Here is a 15954-nt window from a genome sequence, read left to right as displayed (position 1 = left end):
AGGCGGACGCGTTCGAGGCATTCGGCGCGGTCCGCCTCTCTTTTCACGTCCAGCGCCTATGCGGCATAACGTGTAGGACGGGAACATACAGATTGAGGTGAAGCGATAACCATGGTGGACATTAAGGTGAAACAAGACCTTCGTGAGATGGCGAAGCGACTCCAAGAGCTCAGGGGGTCTCTTTGACTTAGATCTTAAGCAAGAGATCATTGCCAACTTCGAGGAGAAGATGACGGCGCCCGACTTCTGGGACGATAACGATAAAGCGCAAGCCGTTATTTCAGAGATGAATGCGGTCAAGTCAACGGTAGAGAAGTACGAGAAGCTCGCAGGGGATCATGATGATCTGTCCACGATGCTGGAGATGGTGGAGGAAGAGGGCGACGATTCGTTCGAATCCGAGCTCACAGAAGGCGTAGAATCACTTGTGAAGCGTATCAGCGACTTTGAGCTGACCTTGCTGTTGAACCAGCCGTACGACAAGCTGAACGCGATTCTAGAGCTTCACCCAGGCGCTGGCGGCACCGAGTCGCAGGACTGGGGCCAGATGCTCTACCGGATGTATACGCGATGGGCGGAGAAGAGCGGCTTCAAGGTTGAGCTGCTTGATTATTTGCCAGGTGATGAAGCGGGTATTAAGAGCGTTACGATTTCGATCAAAGGCTATAACGCCTATGGCTATCTGAAGGCGGAGAAAGGCGTGCATCGCCTCGTCCGCATCTCGCCGTTCGATTCATCGGGCCGCCGCCATACGTCGTTCGTGTCGTGCGACGTCATGCCGGAGATTGAGGACGATATCGAGATTGAGATTCGGACTGAGGACCTGAAGGTCGATACGTATCGCGCCAGCGGTGCGGGCGGCCAGCACGTCAACAAGACGGAGTCTGCGATCCGGATTACGCACATCCCTTCGGGCATCATCGTAGCCTGCCAGACGCAGCGCTCTCAGATCCAGAACCGCGAGCAAGCGATGAAGATGCTCCGTTCCAAGCTGTATGAGCGTAAGATCGAGGAGCAGCAAAAGCATCTCGCTGAGATTCGCGGCGAGCAATCCGACATTGCATGGGGGAGCCAGATTCGCTCCTACGTCTTCCACCCGTACAGTATGGTCAAGGATCATCGTACATCGGTGGAGACGGGCAACGTTGGCGCGGTGATGGACGGCGACCTCGATGCGTTTATCGACGGATATTTGCGGAGCCAGATTCGGCACGAATAGCCGGTTTAGTTAGCTTACCCTGTCTGGCTTTCAGCCTATGGCAGGGTATTTTTATTACGCCGCGTGGCAATAAGCACGAAAAATGTATATATGGGAGTAAAGAGGAGGGGAACAAATGAACAGCGTATTTGAGATAAAAATCTTACATCAATACTGGCTTGGCGATCGGGAGTCCGACTTGTGTTCAAGGCTGCTCCAGAAGTATTGTTAACTCCTCCTCCTCTTGAGTCAAATGGAACACATCATTTGGGCCTGCCCCCGGGCAGGCTCTTTTCATTCCCCCACTTATACTCCCCCTTCATTTAAGCGATACTAACCCCAGGCAGCTCGCCGCTTCCATCTCCGCCAATATCCGTTCGCCGCGCCGGCCGTACGAATACAATAGTAACCAAGTAAGCGCATCATCGATAAAATTAACGAACGATCACCCTACATACAGCACTCACCACACCCAGCACGAGGAGGCATCTCACCATGAATCGACCCGCATCGGCCAGACCCTCGCGTCAGCGGCGCCGGATCGGCACGCCTTCAAGCCCCCGCGCGCAAGCGGCTTGGGGCATTGCCATGCTGCTCGCGGGCGCCTTCATCATCGCCGCGAGCTTCAATTTATTCCTCGTCCCGAACGGCATCGCCTCCGGCGGCGTTTCGGGCCTCTCGATCATCGTGAAGCAGACGCTGGGCATCCAGCCTGCATTCACGCAGTGGACGATCAACATCCCGCTCTTCTTCGCGGGATTATGGCTGCTCGGGCGTCGCTTCGCCGCCAAAACGCTGCTCGGCTCCGTTGTGCTGCCGCTATTCGTGCTGCTCACGGCGCATTGGCCGCCGCCGACGGACAATCCGCTGCTCGCTGCCGTCTATGGCGGAGTAGGCGTCGGCCTTGGGCTCGGCCTCGTGTTCCGCGGCCGCGGATCGACCGGCGGAACCGACCTCGCCGCGCAAATCCTGCACAAATACACGGGCATCTCGCTCGGTCTCACGGTCGTTATTTTCGACGGCCTCGTTATTGCGCTGGCGGGCATTCTCATCTCGCCCGAAAATGCGCTGTACGCGCTCATCGCCTTGTTCGTCACAAGCAAAACGATCGATCTTATCCAGACCGGCCTTGCGCTTTCGAAAGTTGCCTTCATTATAAGCGATCGGACGGAGGAGCTCGCGGATGCGGTGCTGACCGATCTGGACCGCGGGCTCACCGAGCTGGATGCGCATGGCGGTTACACCGGGCAGCGTCGAACGGTGTTGATGGTCGTCGTCAGTCAGAACGAGGTGCCCAAGCTGAAGGCGCTCGTCCGGTCGGTTGACCCGGGCGCGTTCGTCATCATCAGCCAGACGACAGAGGTGCTCGGCCAAGGCTTCAAGGTCGAATAATCGGCGGTAGCGATGACACCCCGACAAACCTCGACAACCCGCATAGCGGCGCGGAAAATGCCGCTTTTTCGTCGTTGTATTTATATAAATATGGATGTATAATAATACGAAGTTAATCACGAAACGATCATTTCCACTTTAGGGTGGAATCATGTACAATGGGTAATTAGGGAAAATAAAAATGCAGAAAATCTGCTTCTATAACGGATGGGAGAGACGTTTATGAGCACGAATAAAGTGAACGCAGCCATCGTCGGTTCGACCGGCTACGGCGGCGTGGAATTGATCCGGCTGTTGGCCAGCCACCCGTACGTTGAAGTGACATCGGTTATTTCGTCTTCGAGCGAAGGGACGCCAATCGCAGAAGGTTATCCGCATCTGACAGAGATCCGTACGGACCTGCTCGACGGCGTCGACCCGCAAGCGATTCGCGCCAAAGCGGACGTTGTTTTTCTAGCAACGCCAGCTGGCATTGCTGCGAAGCTCGTACCTGACCTGCTCGAAGCAGGCTTGAAGGTTATTGATATTTCCGGAGACTTCCGGTTGAAATCCCCTGCCCTCTATGAGCAGTGGTATAAAAAAACGCCTGCAGACGAAAATCTTCTCGCGCAAGCGGTCTATGGCCTTGCTGAAGTATACGGCGACCGCGTAGCGGACGTTGACTTGATTTCGAACCCAGGCTGCTTCCCGACGGCATCGCTGCTTGGTCTGATCCCGGCAGTAGCGGCTGGCTGGATTGACCCGGCGACGATCATCATCGATGCGAAGTCCGGCGTTTCCGGCGCAGGCCGCGGCGCTAGCCTCGGCACGCACTATTCGGAGCTGAACGAGAACTTCCGCGCTTACAAAATCAACAAGCATCAGCACATTCCAGAAATCGAGCAAGTGCTGACCGACATCGTCGGCAAGCCGGTAACGACGACGTTCACGACGCATCTCGTTCCGATGACGCGCGGCATCATGTCCACCATGTACGCGACCGTCATTGGCGGGCGTACGGATAAAGACTTCGTCGAGCTATACAGCCAGTACTACGAGGGCCGCAAATTCGTTCGCGTTCGCCCAGAAGGCAAATGGCCAATGACGAAGGAAGTATGGGGCTCCAACTACTGCGACATCGGCTTCTCGGTCGACGAGCGGACAGGCCGCGTGACGATCGTGTCGGTCATCGACAATCTCGTCAAAGGCGCAGCCGGCCAAGCGATCCAGAACTTGAACCTGATGATGGGCTGGGACGAAACGCTCGGTCTCCAGTTCGTACCGGTTTATCCATAAGTAACGTTGCGAACGGATACGTTCAGCAACAATATTGCGTTCCGCGCAAGCGGGCAGCGCGTCGCGTCAATTCAGTTCATGAAGGCGACTTCGCAGCTCAGAGAGCAGCCGAAGAGCCCATCCAACATATACGCAAGTTCAAAGCGAGACATGGCTTTATGCAGTTAGTGTCGGCGGTAAGCGGAGCGGGCGAATATGTTCTGTAGAAACGAAGTGGTCGCCTTTGTCCCCGGATTGTTCCCGAACAGGGAACTTATATAAATCCAGACAATCTGGGGACAACAGCGATCGGAAGAATATATTCGCACGCGCAGCGCCTCCCGCCCTTAACAAGCATCCGCCATTCTCCTTTGAACACAAAGGAGAACACCATGGCACAAGGAATCGGACAACCCGCAGCATACGAAGTCGTAGCGGACGGACACGTCACGACGCCGCGCGGCTTCCAAGCAGGCGGCCTGCATTGCGGCTTGAAAAAAACAACGCGCCACGACCTGGGCGCGATTATTTGTGAAGTGCCGGCATCGGCTGCCGGCGTTTACACGACGAACGTGTTCCAAGCGGCGCCAATCCGCGTCACGAAGGACAGCATTGGCGAGGAAGGGCTGCTGCGCGGCATTATCGTGAACAGCGGCAACGCCAACGCATGCACAGGCGAGCAAGGCGATGCTGACGCCTACGAGATGCGTGCGAAGTTCGCGGAAGCAATCGGCGTTCCGGCGGCTCATATCGCTGTCGCATCGACGGGCGTCATCGGCGAGAACCTGAAGATGGACTGCGTGCGCGACGGCATCAGCAAGCTGTCGACGAATCTGGCAGGCGGCGCGCAAGCAGCGGCTGATTTTAGCCAAGCGATTCTGACGACAGATCTGGTTGAAAAAACGGTATGCGTACGCCTTGAGCTGGATGGACAAGTCGTTCACATCGCGGGCGCGGCTAAGGGCTCCGGCATGATTCACCCGAACATGGCGACGATGCTCGGCTTTGTTACGACGGACGCGGCGATTGGCAGCGAAGAGCTGACGCAATTGCTTCGCCGAGCGACGGACCTGACGTTCAACATGATCACGGTCGACGGCGATACGAGCACGAACGATATGCTGGTAGCGATGGCGAGCGGCCTCGCGGGCAATAAGGCGCTGACGCCTGCCCATGCAGGCTGGGACGCTTTTGCAGCTGGCTTGCGTTATGTGTGCGAAGTGCTCGCGAAGGCGATCGCACGCGACGGCGAAGGCGCGACGAAGCTCGTCGAGGTGCAAGTGCGCGGCGCGGTGAGCGACGATGCAGCTCAAGCGATTGCGAAGACGGTCATCGGCTCCTCGCTCGTGAAATCCGCCGTATTCGGCGCGGATGCGAACTGGGGACGTATTATTGCGGCCGTCGGACGCGCGGGGCAACCGGTTAACCCGAACACGGTCGACATCCGTTTGGGCGATATCGTGACGCTGGAGCAATCCCGTCCGATCGGCTTTGACGAGGATGCTGCTCTTGCTTATCTGAAGGGCGATACCGTCGTGATCGGCGTGGACCTGCATATGGGTGAAGGTGCGGCAACGGCTTGGGGCTGCGACCTGACGTACGATTATGTGCGCATCAATGCCGCTTACCGGACGTAAGCGCAGAACGGGGAGAACGGACAACTTATGGAACAGCGGTTTGTAATGAAATGTGGCGGCAGTACGCTCGCGGCGCTGCCGGACAGCTTTTTTGCGGAGCTGAGGGAGCTTCAGCAGTCGGGCGTTCGTCCGGTTATCGTGCACGGCGGCGGACCTGCCATTAATGATACGCTTGGCAAGCTCGGCATCGAGTCGGAGTTCGTGAACGGCTTGCGCAAGACGAATGACCAAGTGCTCGACGTCGTCGAGATGGTGCTGGCGGGACGGATTAACAAGGAAATCGTACGTAAAATTCAGCATAACGGCGCCAAGGCGCTCGGACTGTCGGGCGTAGACGGCAAGCTGATTCAGGCGAAGCCGGTTGCGAACAGTGCCGAAATCGGCTTTGTCGGCGATGTGACGGACGTGAACGCCGCAGTTATCGAAGGCGTTATGGCGATGGGCTACATTCCAGTTATCGCGCCGATCGGCATCGACGATGCCGCGCAGCGGTACAACATCAACGCAGACACGGCGGCGGGCGCAGTTGCATCGCATCTGGGCGTCGAGCGGATGATCGTTGTTACGGACGTGCCGGGCATTATGAACGGCGAGAAGGTTGTGCTTCCGACGGTAACGGTGGAGCAGATTGAGGCGATGATCGCGAGCGGCGAAATCTACGGCGGCATGATTCCGAAGGTTCGCGCAGCGATTCAATGCATTCAAGGTCGCGTGAGCGAGGTTGTAATCGTCAAAGGCGAAGAGCCGGGCGTATTGACGCGCGCGGTGCTCGAAGGCAACGTAGGCACGCGGATCGTGCGCTAAGGCGGGATGAGTGAGCGCTTGCGAACGATAGCGTTTTGATTATTTTAGGCAAGAGAGAGGGGTAGTTCAGATGAGCGAAGCGGTGAAGCAAGCCGCAGCAGCGGGCGGGCAACAGAATGGACAAGCAGGCGTAACAGACGCGCTGCTCCCGACGTATGCAAGATTTCCGATCTCGCTCGTGAAGGGCGAAGGAAGCTGGGTATGGGATGATCAAGGTGCCAAATACCTCGACTTCGTAAGCGGCATTGCCGTTACGAATCTGGGCCATGCGCCGAAGCGAGTGAAGGAAGCGCTCGTGAAGCAGCTCGACGAGCTGTGGCATGTGTCGAACCTGTTCCGCATTCCGAATCAGGAGGATGCAGCGCGCCTCATTACGGCGAACAGCAGCGCGGATGCGGTATTCTTCTGCAACTCCGGCGCGGAAGCGAACGAGGCGGCAATCAAGCTGGCACGCCGTTATCAGCAGCTGGTGCTGGGCAATGGCCGTTATGAAATCGTAACGTTCGCGCAGTCATTCCACGGACGGACGCTGGCAACGCTGACGGCGACGGGGCAAGAGAAGGTGAAGGAAGGCTTCGCGCCTTTGCCAGAAGGGTTCAAATACATTCCGCTGCATGACCTGACGGCGCTGGAAGCGGCGGTTACGGACAAAACGGCGGCTGTTATGCTGGAGATCGTTCAAGCGGAAGGCGGCGTGCTGCCAGTCGATCCGGCTTATCTGCACCGTCTCGTGAAGCTTTGCCGCGAGCGCGGCGTGCTGCTGATCGTCGACGAGATTCAGACGGGCATGGGACGTACGGGCAAGCTGTTCGCGCATGAGCACTATGGCATTGAGCCGGACATCTTTACGATGGCTAAAGGGCTCGGAAGCGGCTTCCCAGTCGGCGCGATGGGTTGTAAGGAGCAGCTTCGCGAAGCGTTCGGGCCAGGAAGCCACGGCTCGACCTTCGGCGGAACGCCGATTGCGACAGCAGCGGTTAAGGCGACGCTGGAGACGGTGCTCGAGGAAAATCTGCCGGAGCGTGCAGCGCAGCAGGGCGAGTACCTGATGGAGCAGCTTCGCGCGAAGCTGAAGCATAGCGATTTTGTGAAGGATGTGCGCGGGCTCGGATTGCTCATCGGCATTGAGTGTGCGGAGCCGGTCGGCTCGATCATTACGGAAGCGCAGGGCAAAGGACTGCTCGTGCTCTCCGCTGGACCGAACGTATTGCGCCTGCTGCCGAACTTGCTCGTTACCAAAGAGGAAATCGACCAAGCGGTTGCAATCCTAGCAGAGCTGCTAAACGGCCGCTAAGGCAGAGACTTACTATATAAGAAGTAGGGGGGACCATTCATGCAGCATACGTTGAATGAAGAACTGGCTCTTTCGCTCAAAGGCCGCGACTTTCTTGCACTGGCGGATTACTCGCCGGAAGAGGTTCGTTACCTGATCGATCTGGCCATCGATATTAAGAAGAAGCAAAAAGCAGGTGAAGTGTACCAGCCGCTGAAGGGCAAAACGCTCGGCATGGTGTTCGAGAAGTCTTCGACGCGCACGCGCGTTTCGTTCGAAGTCGGTATCTACCAATTGGGCGGCCAAGGGCTCTTCTTAAGCCGTAATGACCTGCAGATCGGCCGCGGCGAGCCGATTTGGGATACGGGCCAAGTGCTGTCGCGTTACCTCGACGGCATCATGATCCGTACGTTCGCGCATAAGATCGTCATCGACCTGGCGCGCAGCTCAACGGTTCCAGTCATCAACGGCCTGACGGATGCGGCGCATCCTTGCCAAGCGTTGTGCGACTACCAGACGGTTCTCGAGCATAAAGGCCGCCTTGAAGGGCTGAAAATTGCTTACATTGGCGATGGCAACAACATGACGCACTCGCTGCTCATGGGCGCTGCCAAGCTCGGCATGAACATGTCCGTCGCGTCGCCGGAAGGCTACGAGGCAGATCCAGACATCGTCGCACAGACGAAGGCTGTAGCTGCGGGCACAGGCTCGCAAATCCATGTATGCCGCGATCCGCGTGAAGCGATCGAAGGCGCGGACATCGTTTACTCCGACGTATGGGCTAGCATGGGCTTTGAGGCGGAGCAGAAGGAACGCGAAATCGCGTTCGCGAACTATCAGGTGAACGAGGAGCTCGTGAAGTACGCGAAGAGCGACTACCTGTTCATGCATTGCCTGCCGGCGCATCGCGGCGAAGAAGTGAGCGAGGGCGTCATCGACGGCAAGCACTCGATCATTTATGACCAAGCAGAGAATCGTCTGCACGCGCAGAAAGCGATCATGGCTGCAATTATGTAAGCCTGTTAACCTATAGATTTCAGATTTCAACGACATTATCGATCATAGAGGAGCGTTAGCAATCATGGCAAAAGAAAAAATCGTGCTTGCCTACTCGGGCGGCTTGGACACATCGGTTATTTTGAAATGGCTCAAAGAAACATACGACGCGGAAATCATCGCGTTCACGGCGGATATCGGCCAGAAGGAAGAGCTCGACGGCCTTGAGGCCAAAGCTCTTGCAACCGGCGCATCAAAAGTATACATCGACGATCTGACGGAAGAGTTCGCAAGCGACTTCATCTACCCAATGTTCCAAGCAGGCGCGCTGTATGAAGGCCAATACCTGCTCGGCACGTCCATCGCGCGTCCGCTCATCGCGAAGCGCATGGTTGAGATCGCTCGCGCAGAAGGCGCTACGGCTATCGCGCACGGCGCAACAGGCAAGGGCAACGACCAAGTTCGTTTCGAACTGACGGCTGCCGCGCTCGCACCGGAAATTCAAGTCATCGCGCCATGGCGCAACGAGGAGTTCCGCGCGCAATTCCCAGGCCGCGCAGAGATGATCGCTTACGCGGAGAAGCATGGCATTCCGGTAACGGCATCGGCATCGAAGCCTTACTCCACGGACCGCAACCTGCTGCACATCAGCTTTGAGAGCGGCATGCTGGAAGATCCTTGGTTCGATCCAAGCGCCGATTCGTGCAAAGATATGTACGTATTGAGCGTATCGCCAGAGGACGCGCCAGATCAATCCGAGTACGTTGAACTGACGTTCGAGCAAGGCAACTGCGTCGCGCTGAACGGCGAGCGCCTGAGCCCGCTGGGCGTAATGGACAAGCTCAACGAGCTTGGCGGCAAACACGGCATCGGCCGTGTCGACATGGTTGAGAACCGCTTTGTCGGCATGAAGAGCCGCGGCGTATACGAGACGCCGGGCGGCACGATCCTGTTCACGGCTCATCGCAAAATGGAGTCGCTCACGATGGACCGCGACGTGATGCATCTGCGTGACGGCTTGATCGCGAAATATGCTACGCTCGTTTACAACGGCTTCTGGTTCGCGCCAGAGCGCCTTGCGCTGCAAGCATTGGTACAAGAAAGCCAGAAGAACGTGACCGGCGTCGTTCGCCTGAAGCTATATAAAGGCAATGTCATCGGCGCTGGCGTACAAAGCCCAGTGAGCTTGTACAACCCTGACATTGCGACGATGGAAGCGGACCCTACGCAAGCGTACGATCAAGGCGATGCAACGGGCTTCATCCGCCTGAACGCGCTGCGCCTGAAAGTTTCTTCCGGCGTTGAACAAAACAACAAGTAAACCATATCCCGCGTGGGCGACTTATCTGACCGCGCGGATTTGAGATACGCTATAGGCACGAAACAGGAATAAGGGTCGAAATCGACGACTCTTATTTCTGTGTATAAGGACGAAGAGGAGTGTTACAACGTGAGTAAATTGTGGGGCGGACGTTTTACGAAAAAAACCGACCAACTGGTTGAGGAATATACGGCTTCCATTACGTTTGACAAAGAGCTGGCGGAGGAAGACGTGCAAGGCAGTTTGGCGCATGTTACGATGCTCGGCAAGCAAGGCATCCTGCCTGCTGACGATGTGGATACGATCAAGGACGGCCTGCACCGCGTGCTCCAGCGCATCAAACGGGGCGACTGGGAATATGCCATTGCGGACGAAGATATTCACATGAACATCGAGAAGGCACTGATCGACGATGTCGGTCCGGTTGGTGGCAAGCTTCATACGGGACGCAGCCGCAATGACCAAGTGGCAACCGACATGCACTTGTACCTGCGCAAGCGTGTCGTTGAGTTCGTTGATCTGCTGCACAAGCTGCAATCGGCGCTCATCGAGCAAGCGAAAGCGAACATCGATACGATTATTCCTGGTTACACGCATCTGCAGCGCGCGCAGCCGATTCTGTTCGCTCATCATCTGATGGCTTACGTTTCGATGTTCGGCCGTGATGCGGAGCGTTTGCAAGACAGCTACAAGCGCATCAACACGCTGCCGCTCGGCGCAGGCGCACTCGCGGGCACGACGTTCCCGATCGACCGCCATTTTGTTGCCAAGCAGCTCGGCTTCGATCGCGTCTATGAGAACAGTCTGGACGCAGTAAGCGACCGTGACTTCATTCTCGAATTCCTGTCCCATGCATCGATTATCATGATGCATCTATCCCGCCTGTCGGAGGAGCTGATCCTCTGGTCGAGCACGGAGTTCCATTTTGTCGAGCTGGATGACGCCTTCTGCACAGGCAGCAGCATTATGCCGCAGAAGAAAAACCCGGACGTTCCGGAGCTTGTGCGCGGCAAAACAGGCCGTGTGTACGGCAACCTCGTGGGCCTGTTGACAGTGCTCAAGTCGCTTCCGCTCGCCTACAACAAGGACATGCAGGAAGATAAAGAGGGCATGTTCGATACGGTTCGCACGCTGCAAGGCGCGCTTCAATTGTTCGCTCCGATGATCGCGACGATGAAGGTGAACAAGGACACGATGCGTCAAGCCGTGAACCAGGACTTCTCGAACGCAACGGACATCGCGGATTTCCTCGTAGGCAAAGGCCTGCCATTCCGCCAAGCGCATGAAGTGATCGGCAAAACGGTGCTGTACTGCATCCAGCAGGGCAAATATTTGCTCGACCTGACGCTGGAAGAGTTCAAGCAGTTCTCGCCGTTGTTCGATGACCGCATCTACTCGGTGCTGCAGCCAGAGAACGTTGTGAACGCCCGTAACGTATACGGCGGTACGGCGACGCCTCAAGTGACGGAAGCGATCGCACGCGCTGAGCGCGAGCTGGACGCAACCGCAGCTTGGGTAACGGAATTCGTGGAGAAAAGCCGCTAGTTATGAAGAACGCTTTGCCATTTGGGCAGAGCGTTCTTTTTATCTATATAAGAAAAAAATAGACCGCGCCGTGCAATCGCACGGCCGCCGTCTATTCGCAGAAGAGCCCAACAATTTCGATCCTTCGTTCTATGTGAGGTCCCTTTTATGCTTGATCTCATCGCATCATGCAGCTTATGCGCCCACGCCATCCTCGATGATGGCATCGTCAGGCTCATTGCCTTTAGGTGCTCCAGGGCCTTTGCCATTCTGGGGCGCTGTATCTTTGCTCACGCCAACCGTAGTTGGCTGCGCTTTATATGTGTCGCGGGAGATGCGCTTGCGCGAAACCTCGACGCCGTCTTTGAAGTACGTGCGATAAGTCTCGACGATATAGCCGACTTTGCCCTGCTGCAGAATAAGGCGGCCGCCTGCTGGCACCTGATCGCTGACGACCTCTTTGACCGCAGGCTCAATCGTTTTGACTTTGACCGATTCGATATCATACCGGACATTTTCCGGCAGCGTCCCGAACAGCTTAACGGTCAGCTTCCGATTCTCGACGACGGTGCGAATGATAAGATGCTTGCCGGTTGAGTTGCGGAATCGGAAGTTAATCGCGCCGTCCGCGAAGGTCGCGTCCTGCCCGATTGGCAAGTAGGAGACGGGGAGGGAGTGATTGCGCCGCTCCACGATATCGATGCCTGCCCGAATAACGGCATTGTATAACGTGCTGGATACTTGGCAGATGCCGCCGCCGACTCCCGGGACAAGCTTGCCGTTTTGAATGACTGGCGCTTCGCGATAGCCTACATTTTTCTCGGTTGCCGAGACGATCTTGCGATAATCGAATACTTCGTCAGGTGCGAGCACCACATTGTTAAGCGTCTTGGCAGTCGCCGTAACGTTATAAGCACGGCCTGAAGCGCTGGAGGCAAAATCCGTCGTGAAGGACATGATCATCCGGTCGATGCCTTCCGCCTTTAGCTTCTCCAGCGTCACTTCCGGCTCGACGGTTTTGATCGGAAGCTGAACCTCCAGCTTTTGCTGCGCGATCTTGGCGATGTCGGCCGGACTAGCTGGCGGCTTGGATTGACTGTTTTTTGCCCATTGATCAATCTTGGCCTGTATCGTATCGCGGTCTACCCGATAGGCGACCTGATGCGGCGTATAGACGACGCGGTCGTTAGACGTAATTGTGCGAGTCGCATTCGTCGCTACGCTGTGCTCCAGCCAGCCCCATTCCTTCTTTAAGGTATTCGTCAATACGGTCGAATCAGCGGCGAAGCTGATATGAAGCTCTGATTGAAAATCACGCCGGTAGCGGGCACGCTCGATGATCGAACCATCGTGAAGCTTCTCCAGCGCCGCTACCGCATCCTTCACATTAATGGAATACCCGAGCTCCTTCAACGTCCAGACGCGGTCATCGCCGCCTTGATCATTCGCTTTGACGATCGCCTGCTGCTGCTCCCAATTGGTCGCGTACTGCGACAAGGCAGCGACTGCCTCGTCGATATCCATTCCGCCGATTGGAATGCCAGCAGCCTTCACGCCTTGGGGGACGTCTGTTCCTTTGGCGTACATCCATACCGCTCCCCAACCGACCGAGGCGAGCAGCAGTAAGCCTAACACAACCGTAACTACGATGTGCATTCGTTTCATTCGTCGTTATGCCCTCCTCTAATCGCTTCCGCCTAAGCTTAAGCCCAAGCCCACTTGAACAACATATGCAGACATGCGGCGCAAACTTGCTAATTGTTCATCAATCGTTTCTTGCTAGTTGCATTTTTTCGTTTGCAAGCAGCTTATACGGGCGCCATGTAACGCCCTTGATGCATGATGGGGTCAAAGCGTCGTCCCGTTTGCTTCAGCACATAGATGGAATTGCCCTCCGCACCGTACCACTCCAGCCCCAGCGCATACCCGCTAGCCGATTTGGCCGAGACGATCACGCGGAATTGGCTCGCGTCGATGACGCCGCCGTCATCGACGCGCCAAGTTGAATTTGGATCGTCATTGCCGGACAGAGGGAGCAGGATGGTCGTATCAGGCGTGACTAATGCGATCCCCGCCAGCGGATTCTCGCCTTTGCGGGGCTCATATTGCACGACCGCCACGGCGGTATTCTGGCTGATCGTCCCGATGCGTTCATGTTTAACGACCTTGCGCTGCCTTACCGCCTCGATTCGTTTGACGATGGCTGCGGTCAGCTTTTCGCCATTAGCAGGCTTATAGGCCAAGAACTTATAACTGGACCATGCATCCGTAGTGGAGAGGATGCAGGTCTGGTTTGCGGCCGCTTTGCCGTCCCATTTGGTATAAAACAATGCCCCGGCTTCATGGGCGAAGTTTGCTGCTGTCTGGCGTCCGGTACCTTGGTCGTCACCCTCTTGATAGCCGGAATGCACGATCGCGAAAGGTTTGTTCGGCTCGCAGATCGTTCGCGTATACCGCTCCGCGTCGTCCGTCTTCGTTAAGCCGAGGCTGAGGAGCATCGTCCCCTTATTATTCGCGTAAGCGATATCCAGATTGCTCGCTTGCAATAAATCTTTGGCTGGCGCCGGCTTGCTGTTCGCCGCATCAACGCTGGCAGGCACTGACGCCACTAGCAAGAGTGCGCAGCACGCAGCCAAGCTTTGCATTCGAAGCTTCCCCCGCATCATCCATTCCTCCCAATTGTTAGTTGAAACTAATGACGCTCGGACGAACCCGGAAGTTACGGCGGCAGAGCCCATTTTCAGTTAAAGTTTTCCTAAAGACTACAGCTGTTCGCAAGCGAAGGCTTTTTCCTGAAGGATGAATCTGTGAATTCCAGATTCGACCATTATTTTATCGTGCTTTTGTCGAATGCCATTTGCATTAGAATTGTTAAAAAAGGTGGAAAAGGACGGTTTTATAGAGGATTTCGCTTCTTCCTGTCGAAATAGTTGTGCTGACTACTTACAGGATGTGATAACGTGATCGAAATGCAGGATGTATGGAAGACGTATGCAGACGGCACGCACGCGCTTCGTGGCGTATCGGTACAAATAGATCGTAATGACTTTGTATACCTCGTCGGACCTTCCGGCGCAGGCAAATCCACGTTTATGAAGCTGATCTATCGGGAGGAAATTCCGACCAAAGGGCAGATCTCGGTGAACGGCTTTAATATAGGCAAGCTGAAACCTCGCAAAATTCCTTATGTGCGTCGCAACATCGGCGTTATTTTTCAAGATTTCCGGCTGCTTCCCAAAATGTCCGTCTACGAAAATATCGCTTTTGCGATGGAGGTTATTGAAGCGCCCCGCCGCCATATGCGCAAGCGAACGATGGAAGTGATTGAGATGGTCGGGCTTAAAGGCAAGCATAACAGCCTGCCATCCCAGCTGTCAGGCGGCGAGCAGCAGCGCGTTGCGATCGCTCGGGCGATTATCAACAACCCGTCCGTTATCGTTGCAGATGAGCCGACGGGCAACCTCGACCCTGAAACCTCATGGGGCATTATGAACTTGCTTGAAGAAATCAATTTTCGCGGCGCGACCATCATTATGGCCACGCATAACCGCGAGATCGTAAACTCGCTTCGCAAGCGCGTCATCGCCATCGAGAACGGGACAATCGTACGCGATGAGGTAAGAGGGGAGTACGGTTATGAAAATTAGGACCCTGTTAAGACATTTGCGAGAAGGGGTCAAGAACGTAGCGCGCAACGGCTGGATGTCGTTCGCCTCGGTCGCTTCTATTTTTATCTCGCTTTTTATTCTCGGCGTGTTTCTCCTCTTGTCGCTTAACGTGAGCCACTTTGCGGATCAGGTAGAAAGCCAGGTGCAGATCCGGGTGTTTCTTCAGGTGGACGTAGACAAGGCGGTCGTAGACAAGCTGAATAACGATATCGGCAATATGCCGGATGTGAAGAGTATTGTTTTCGTATCCAAGGATGCAGGGCTGGAAAATCTTCGTAAGAGCCTGGGGAAAGACGGTAAGGCCTTGCTTGAAGGATTCGATAAGACGAACAATCCGTTGCCGGACTCCTTCACGATTGAGGTGTTCGAGCCGAAGACGATTGCCGCCGTGGCGGATAAGATCGAGGCGATTAACAATTCGGACCCGCTGAAGCCGATCGCGAACGTGAAATATGGCCAAGGCACGGTTGAGAAAATATTCAAAATCACTTCCGCGCTTCGCACCTTTGGCTTCATTGTCGTCATCGGGCTTGCGGTTACGGCTATGTTCCTCATATCGAACACAATCAAAATGACGATTATCCACCGCAGGCGCGAGATCGGCATCATGAAGCTGGTTGGCGCAACGAACGGCTTTATCCGGTGGCCATTTTTCGTAGAGGGCGCCATTATCGGCTTTGGGGCCTCGTTGCTGACACTAGGCGCGCTGCTGTATGGCTATTGGAAAATTTCGCAGAGCAACCAGTTCGATCTGGTGCTCTCCATGATTACGTTAGTGAAATTCCAAGACGTCGTATTTTTGTTGACGGTCGTCATCGTAGGGCTCGGGACGCTGATCGGCGTTTGGGGCAGCACCATTTCAGTACGCAAGTATTTGAAAGTGTAGG

The 15954-nt window shown here is 55.7% G+C and carries 13 protein-coding genes; 11 read left to right on the top strand and 2 right to left on the bottom strand.

Going from position 1 to position 15954, the window contains the following annotated elements; all coding sequences use genetic code 11:
- Positions 1 to 111 precede the first annotated feature (111 nt).
- From prfB to argH, 9 genes are all read left to right on the top strand, one after another.
- Positions 112 to 1219 (top strand): peptide chain release factor 2 gene (prfB, locus tag PAECUDRAFT_RS20135; RefSeq protein WP_144266606.1). Its coding sequence is split into 2 segments (ribosomal slippage): positions 112 to 183 and positions 185 to 1219, totalling 1107 coding nucleotides; the frame shifts between segments, so codons are not numbered across the junction.
- A 474-nt stretch (positions 1220 to 1693) separates the two neighbouring features.
- Complete coding sequence (locus tag PAECUDRAFT_RS20130; RefSeq protein ID WP_006039986.1) at positions 1694 to 2590, top strand: YitT family protein; 897 nt, start codon at positions 1694 to 1696, stop codon at positions 2588 to 2590.
- Between the two features lie 222 nt (positions 2591 to 2812).
- Positions 2813 to 3865 (top strand): N-acetyl-gamma-glutamyl-phosphate reductase, encoded by a 1053-nt coding sequence (argC, locus tag PAECUDRAFT_RS20125; protein ID WP_006039985.1) that lies wholly within the window; start codon positions 2813 to 2815, stop codon positions 3863 to 3865.
- 371 nt (positions 3866 to 4236) lie between these two features.
- Positions 4237 to 5481, top strand: coding sequence for a bifunctional ornithine acetyltransferase/N-acetylglutamate synthase (gene argJ / locus PAECUDRAFT_RS20120; protein WP_006039984.1), 1245 nt, complete (start codon positions 4237 to 4239; stop codon positions 5479 to 5481).
- A 27-nt stretch (positions 5482 to 5508) separates the two neighbouring features.
- Positions 5509 to 6285, top strand: coding sequence for an acetylglutamate kinase (gene argB, locus PAECUDRAFT_RS20115; protein WP_006039983.1), 777 nt, complete (start codon positions 5509 to 5511; stop codon positions 6283 to 6285).
- Between the two features lie 70 nt (positions 6286 to 6355).
- Positions 6356 to 7579, top strand: coding sequence for an acetylornithine transaminase (locus tag PAECUDRAFT_RS20110; protein ID WP_006039982.1), 1224 nt, complete (start codon positions 6356 to 6358; stop codon positions 7577 to 7579).
- A gap of 39 nt (positions 7580 to 7618) precedes the next feature.
- A complete protein-coding gene (gene argF / locus PAECUDRAFT_RS20105) occupies positions 7619 to 8575 on the top strand; it encodes an ornithine carbamoyltransferase (protein ID WP_006039981.1) in 957 nt (318 codons plus the stop codon).
- A gap of 64 nt (positions 8576 to 8639) precedes the next feature.
- On the top strand, positions 8640 to 9875 hold the full coding sequence (locus tag PAECUDRAFT_RS20100) for an argininosuccinate synthase (RefSeq protein WP_006039980.1): 1236 nt from the start codon (positions 8640 to 8642) through the stop codon (positions 9873 to 9875).
- Between the two features lie 129 nt (positions 9876 to 10004).
- Positions 10005 to 11420: an argininosuccinate lyase gene (argH, locus tag PAECUDRAFT_RS20095; RefSeq protein ID WP_006039979.1), complete on the top strand. Its 1416-nt coding sequence runs from the start codon at positions 10005 to 10007 to the stop codon at positions 11418 to 11420.
- Positions 11421 to 11594: 174 nt separating this feature from the next.
- Here argH and PAECUDRAFT_RS20090 read toward each other — a convergent pair whose 3' ends face one another.
- On the bottom strand, positions 11595 to 13064 hold the full coding sequence (locus tag PAECUDRAFT_RS20090; RefSeq protein ID WP_006039978.1) for a VanW family protein: 1470 nt from the start codon (positions 13062 to 13064) through the stop codon (positions 11595 to 11597).
- Positions 13065 to 13207: 143 nt separating this feature from the next.
- Positions 13208 to 14065, bottom strand: a complete 858-nt coding sequence (locus PAECUDRAFT_RS20085) for a hypothetical protein (RefSeq protein WP_006039977.1) — start codon at positions 14063 to 14065, stop codon at positions 13208 to 13210.
- A 294-nt stretch (positions 14066 to 14359) separates the two neighbouring features.
- Here PAECUDRAFT_RS20085 and ftsE point away from each other — a divergent pair, with 294 nt between their 5' ends.
- Positions 14360 to 15046 carry a cell division ATP-binding protein FtsE gene (gene ftsE / locus PAECUDRAFT_RS20080; protein ID WP_006039976.1) on the top strand — a complete coding sequence of 229 codons (687 nt, stop codon included), beginning with the start codon at positions 14360 to 14362 and terminating at the stop codon, positions 15044 to 15046.
- Positions 15036 to 15953 carry a permease-like cell division protein FtsX gene (gene ftsX / locus PAECUDRAFT_RS20075; RefSeq protein ID WP_006039975.1) on the top strand — a complete coding sequence of 306 codons (918 nt, stop codon included), beginning with the start codon at positions 15036 to 15038 and terminating at the stop codon, positions 15951 to 15953. Before ftsE ends, ftsX begins: the two co-directional genes overlap by 11 nt.
- Position 15954: the final 1 nt, after the last annotated feature.

The organism is Paenibacillus curdlanolyticus YK9, assembly GCF_000179615.1.
GTDB classification, from domain to species: domain Bacteria; phylum Bacillota; class Bacilli; order Paenibacillales; family Paenibacillaceae; genus Paenibacillus_T; species Paenibacillus_T curdlanolyticus.
Note: the sequence above shows the minus strand (reverse complement) of the source record. Positions and strands in the feature narration are given on the sequence as shown.

Excerpts from the sequence above, each read along its gene's own strand:
- PAECUDRAFT_RS20085 (WP_006039977.1), bottom strand. The coding sequence starts at position 14,065 with ATGATGCGGGGGAAGCTTCGAATGCAAAGCTTGGCTGCGTGCTGCGCA.
- PAECUDRAFT_RS20090 (WP_006039978.1), bottom strand. The coding sequence starts at position 13,064 with ATGAAACGAATGCACATCGTAGTTACGGTTGTGTTAGGCTTACTGCTG.
- argF (WP_006039981.1), top strand. The coding sequence starts at position 7,619 with ATGCAGCATACGTTGAATGAAGAACTGGCTCTTTCGCTCAAAGGCCGC.
- argC (WP_006039985.1), top strand. The coding sequence starts at position 2,813 with ATGAGCACGAATAAAGTGAACGCAGCCATCGTCGGTTCGACCGGCTAC.
- ftsX (WP_006039975.1), top strand. The coding sequence starts at position 15,036 with ATGAAAATTAGGACCCTGTTAAGACATTTGCGAGAAGGGGTCAAGAAC.
- argB (WP_006039983.1), top strand. The coding sequence starts at position 5,509 with ATGGAACAGCGGTTTGTAATGAAATGTGGCGGCAGTACGCTCGCGGCG.
- argJ (WP_006039984.1), top strand. The coding sequence starts at position 4,237 with ATGGCACAAGGAATCGGACAACCCGCAGCATACGAAGTCGTAGCGGAC.
- PAECUDRAFT_RS20100 (WP_006039980.1), top strand. The coding sequence starts at position 8,640 with ATGGCAAAAGAAAAAATCGTGCTTGCCTACTCGGGCGGCTTGGACACA.
- PAECUDRAFT_RS20110 (WP_006039982.1), top strand. The coding sequence starts at position 6,356 with ATGAGCGAAGCGGTGAAGCAAGCCGCAGCAGCGGGCGGGCAACAGAAT.
- PAECUDRAFT_RS20130 (WP_006039986.1), top strand. The coding sequence starts at position 1,694 with ATGAATCGACCCGCATCGGCCAGACCCTCGCGTCAGCGGCGCCGGATC.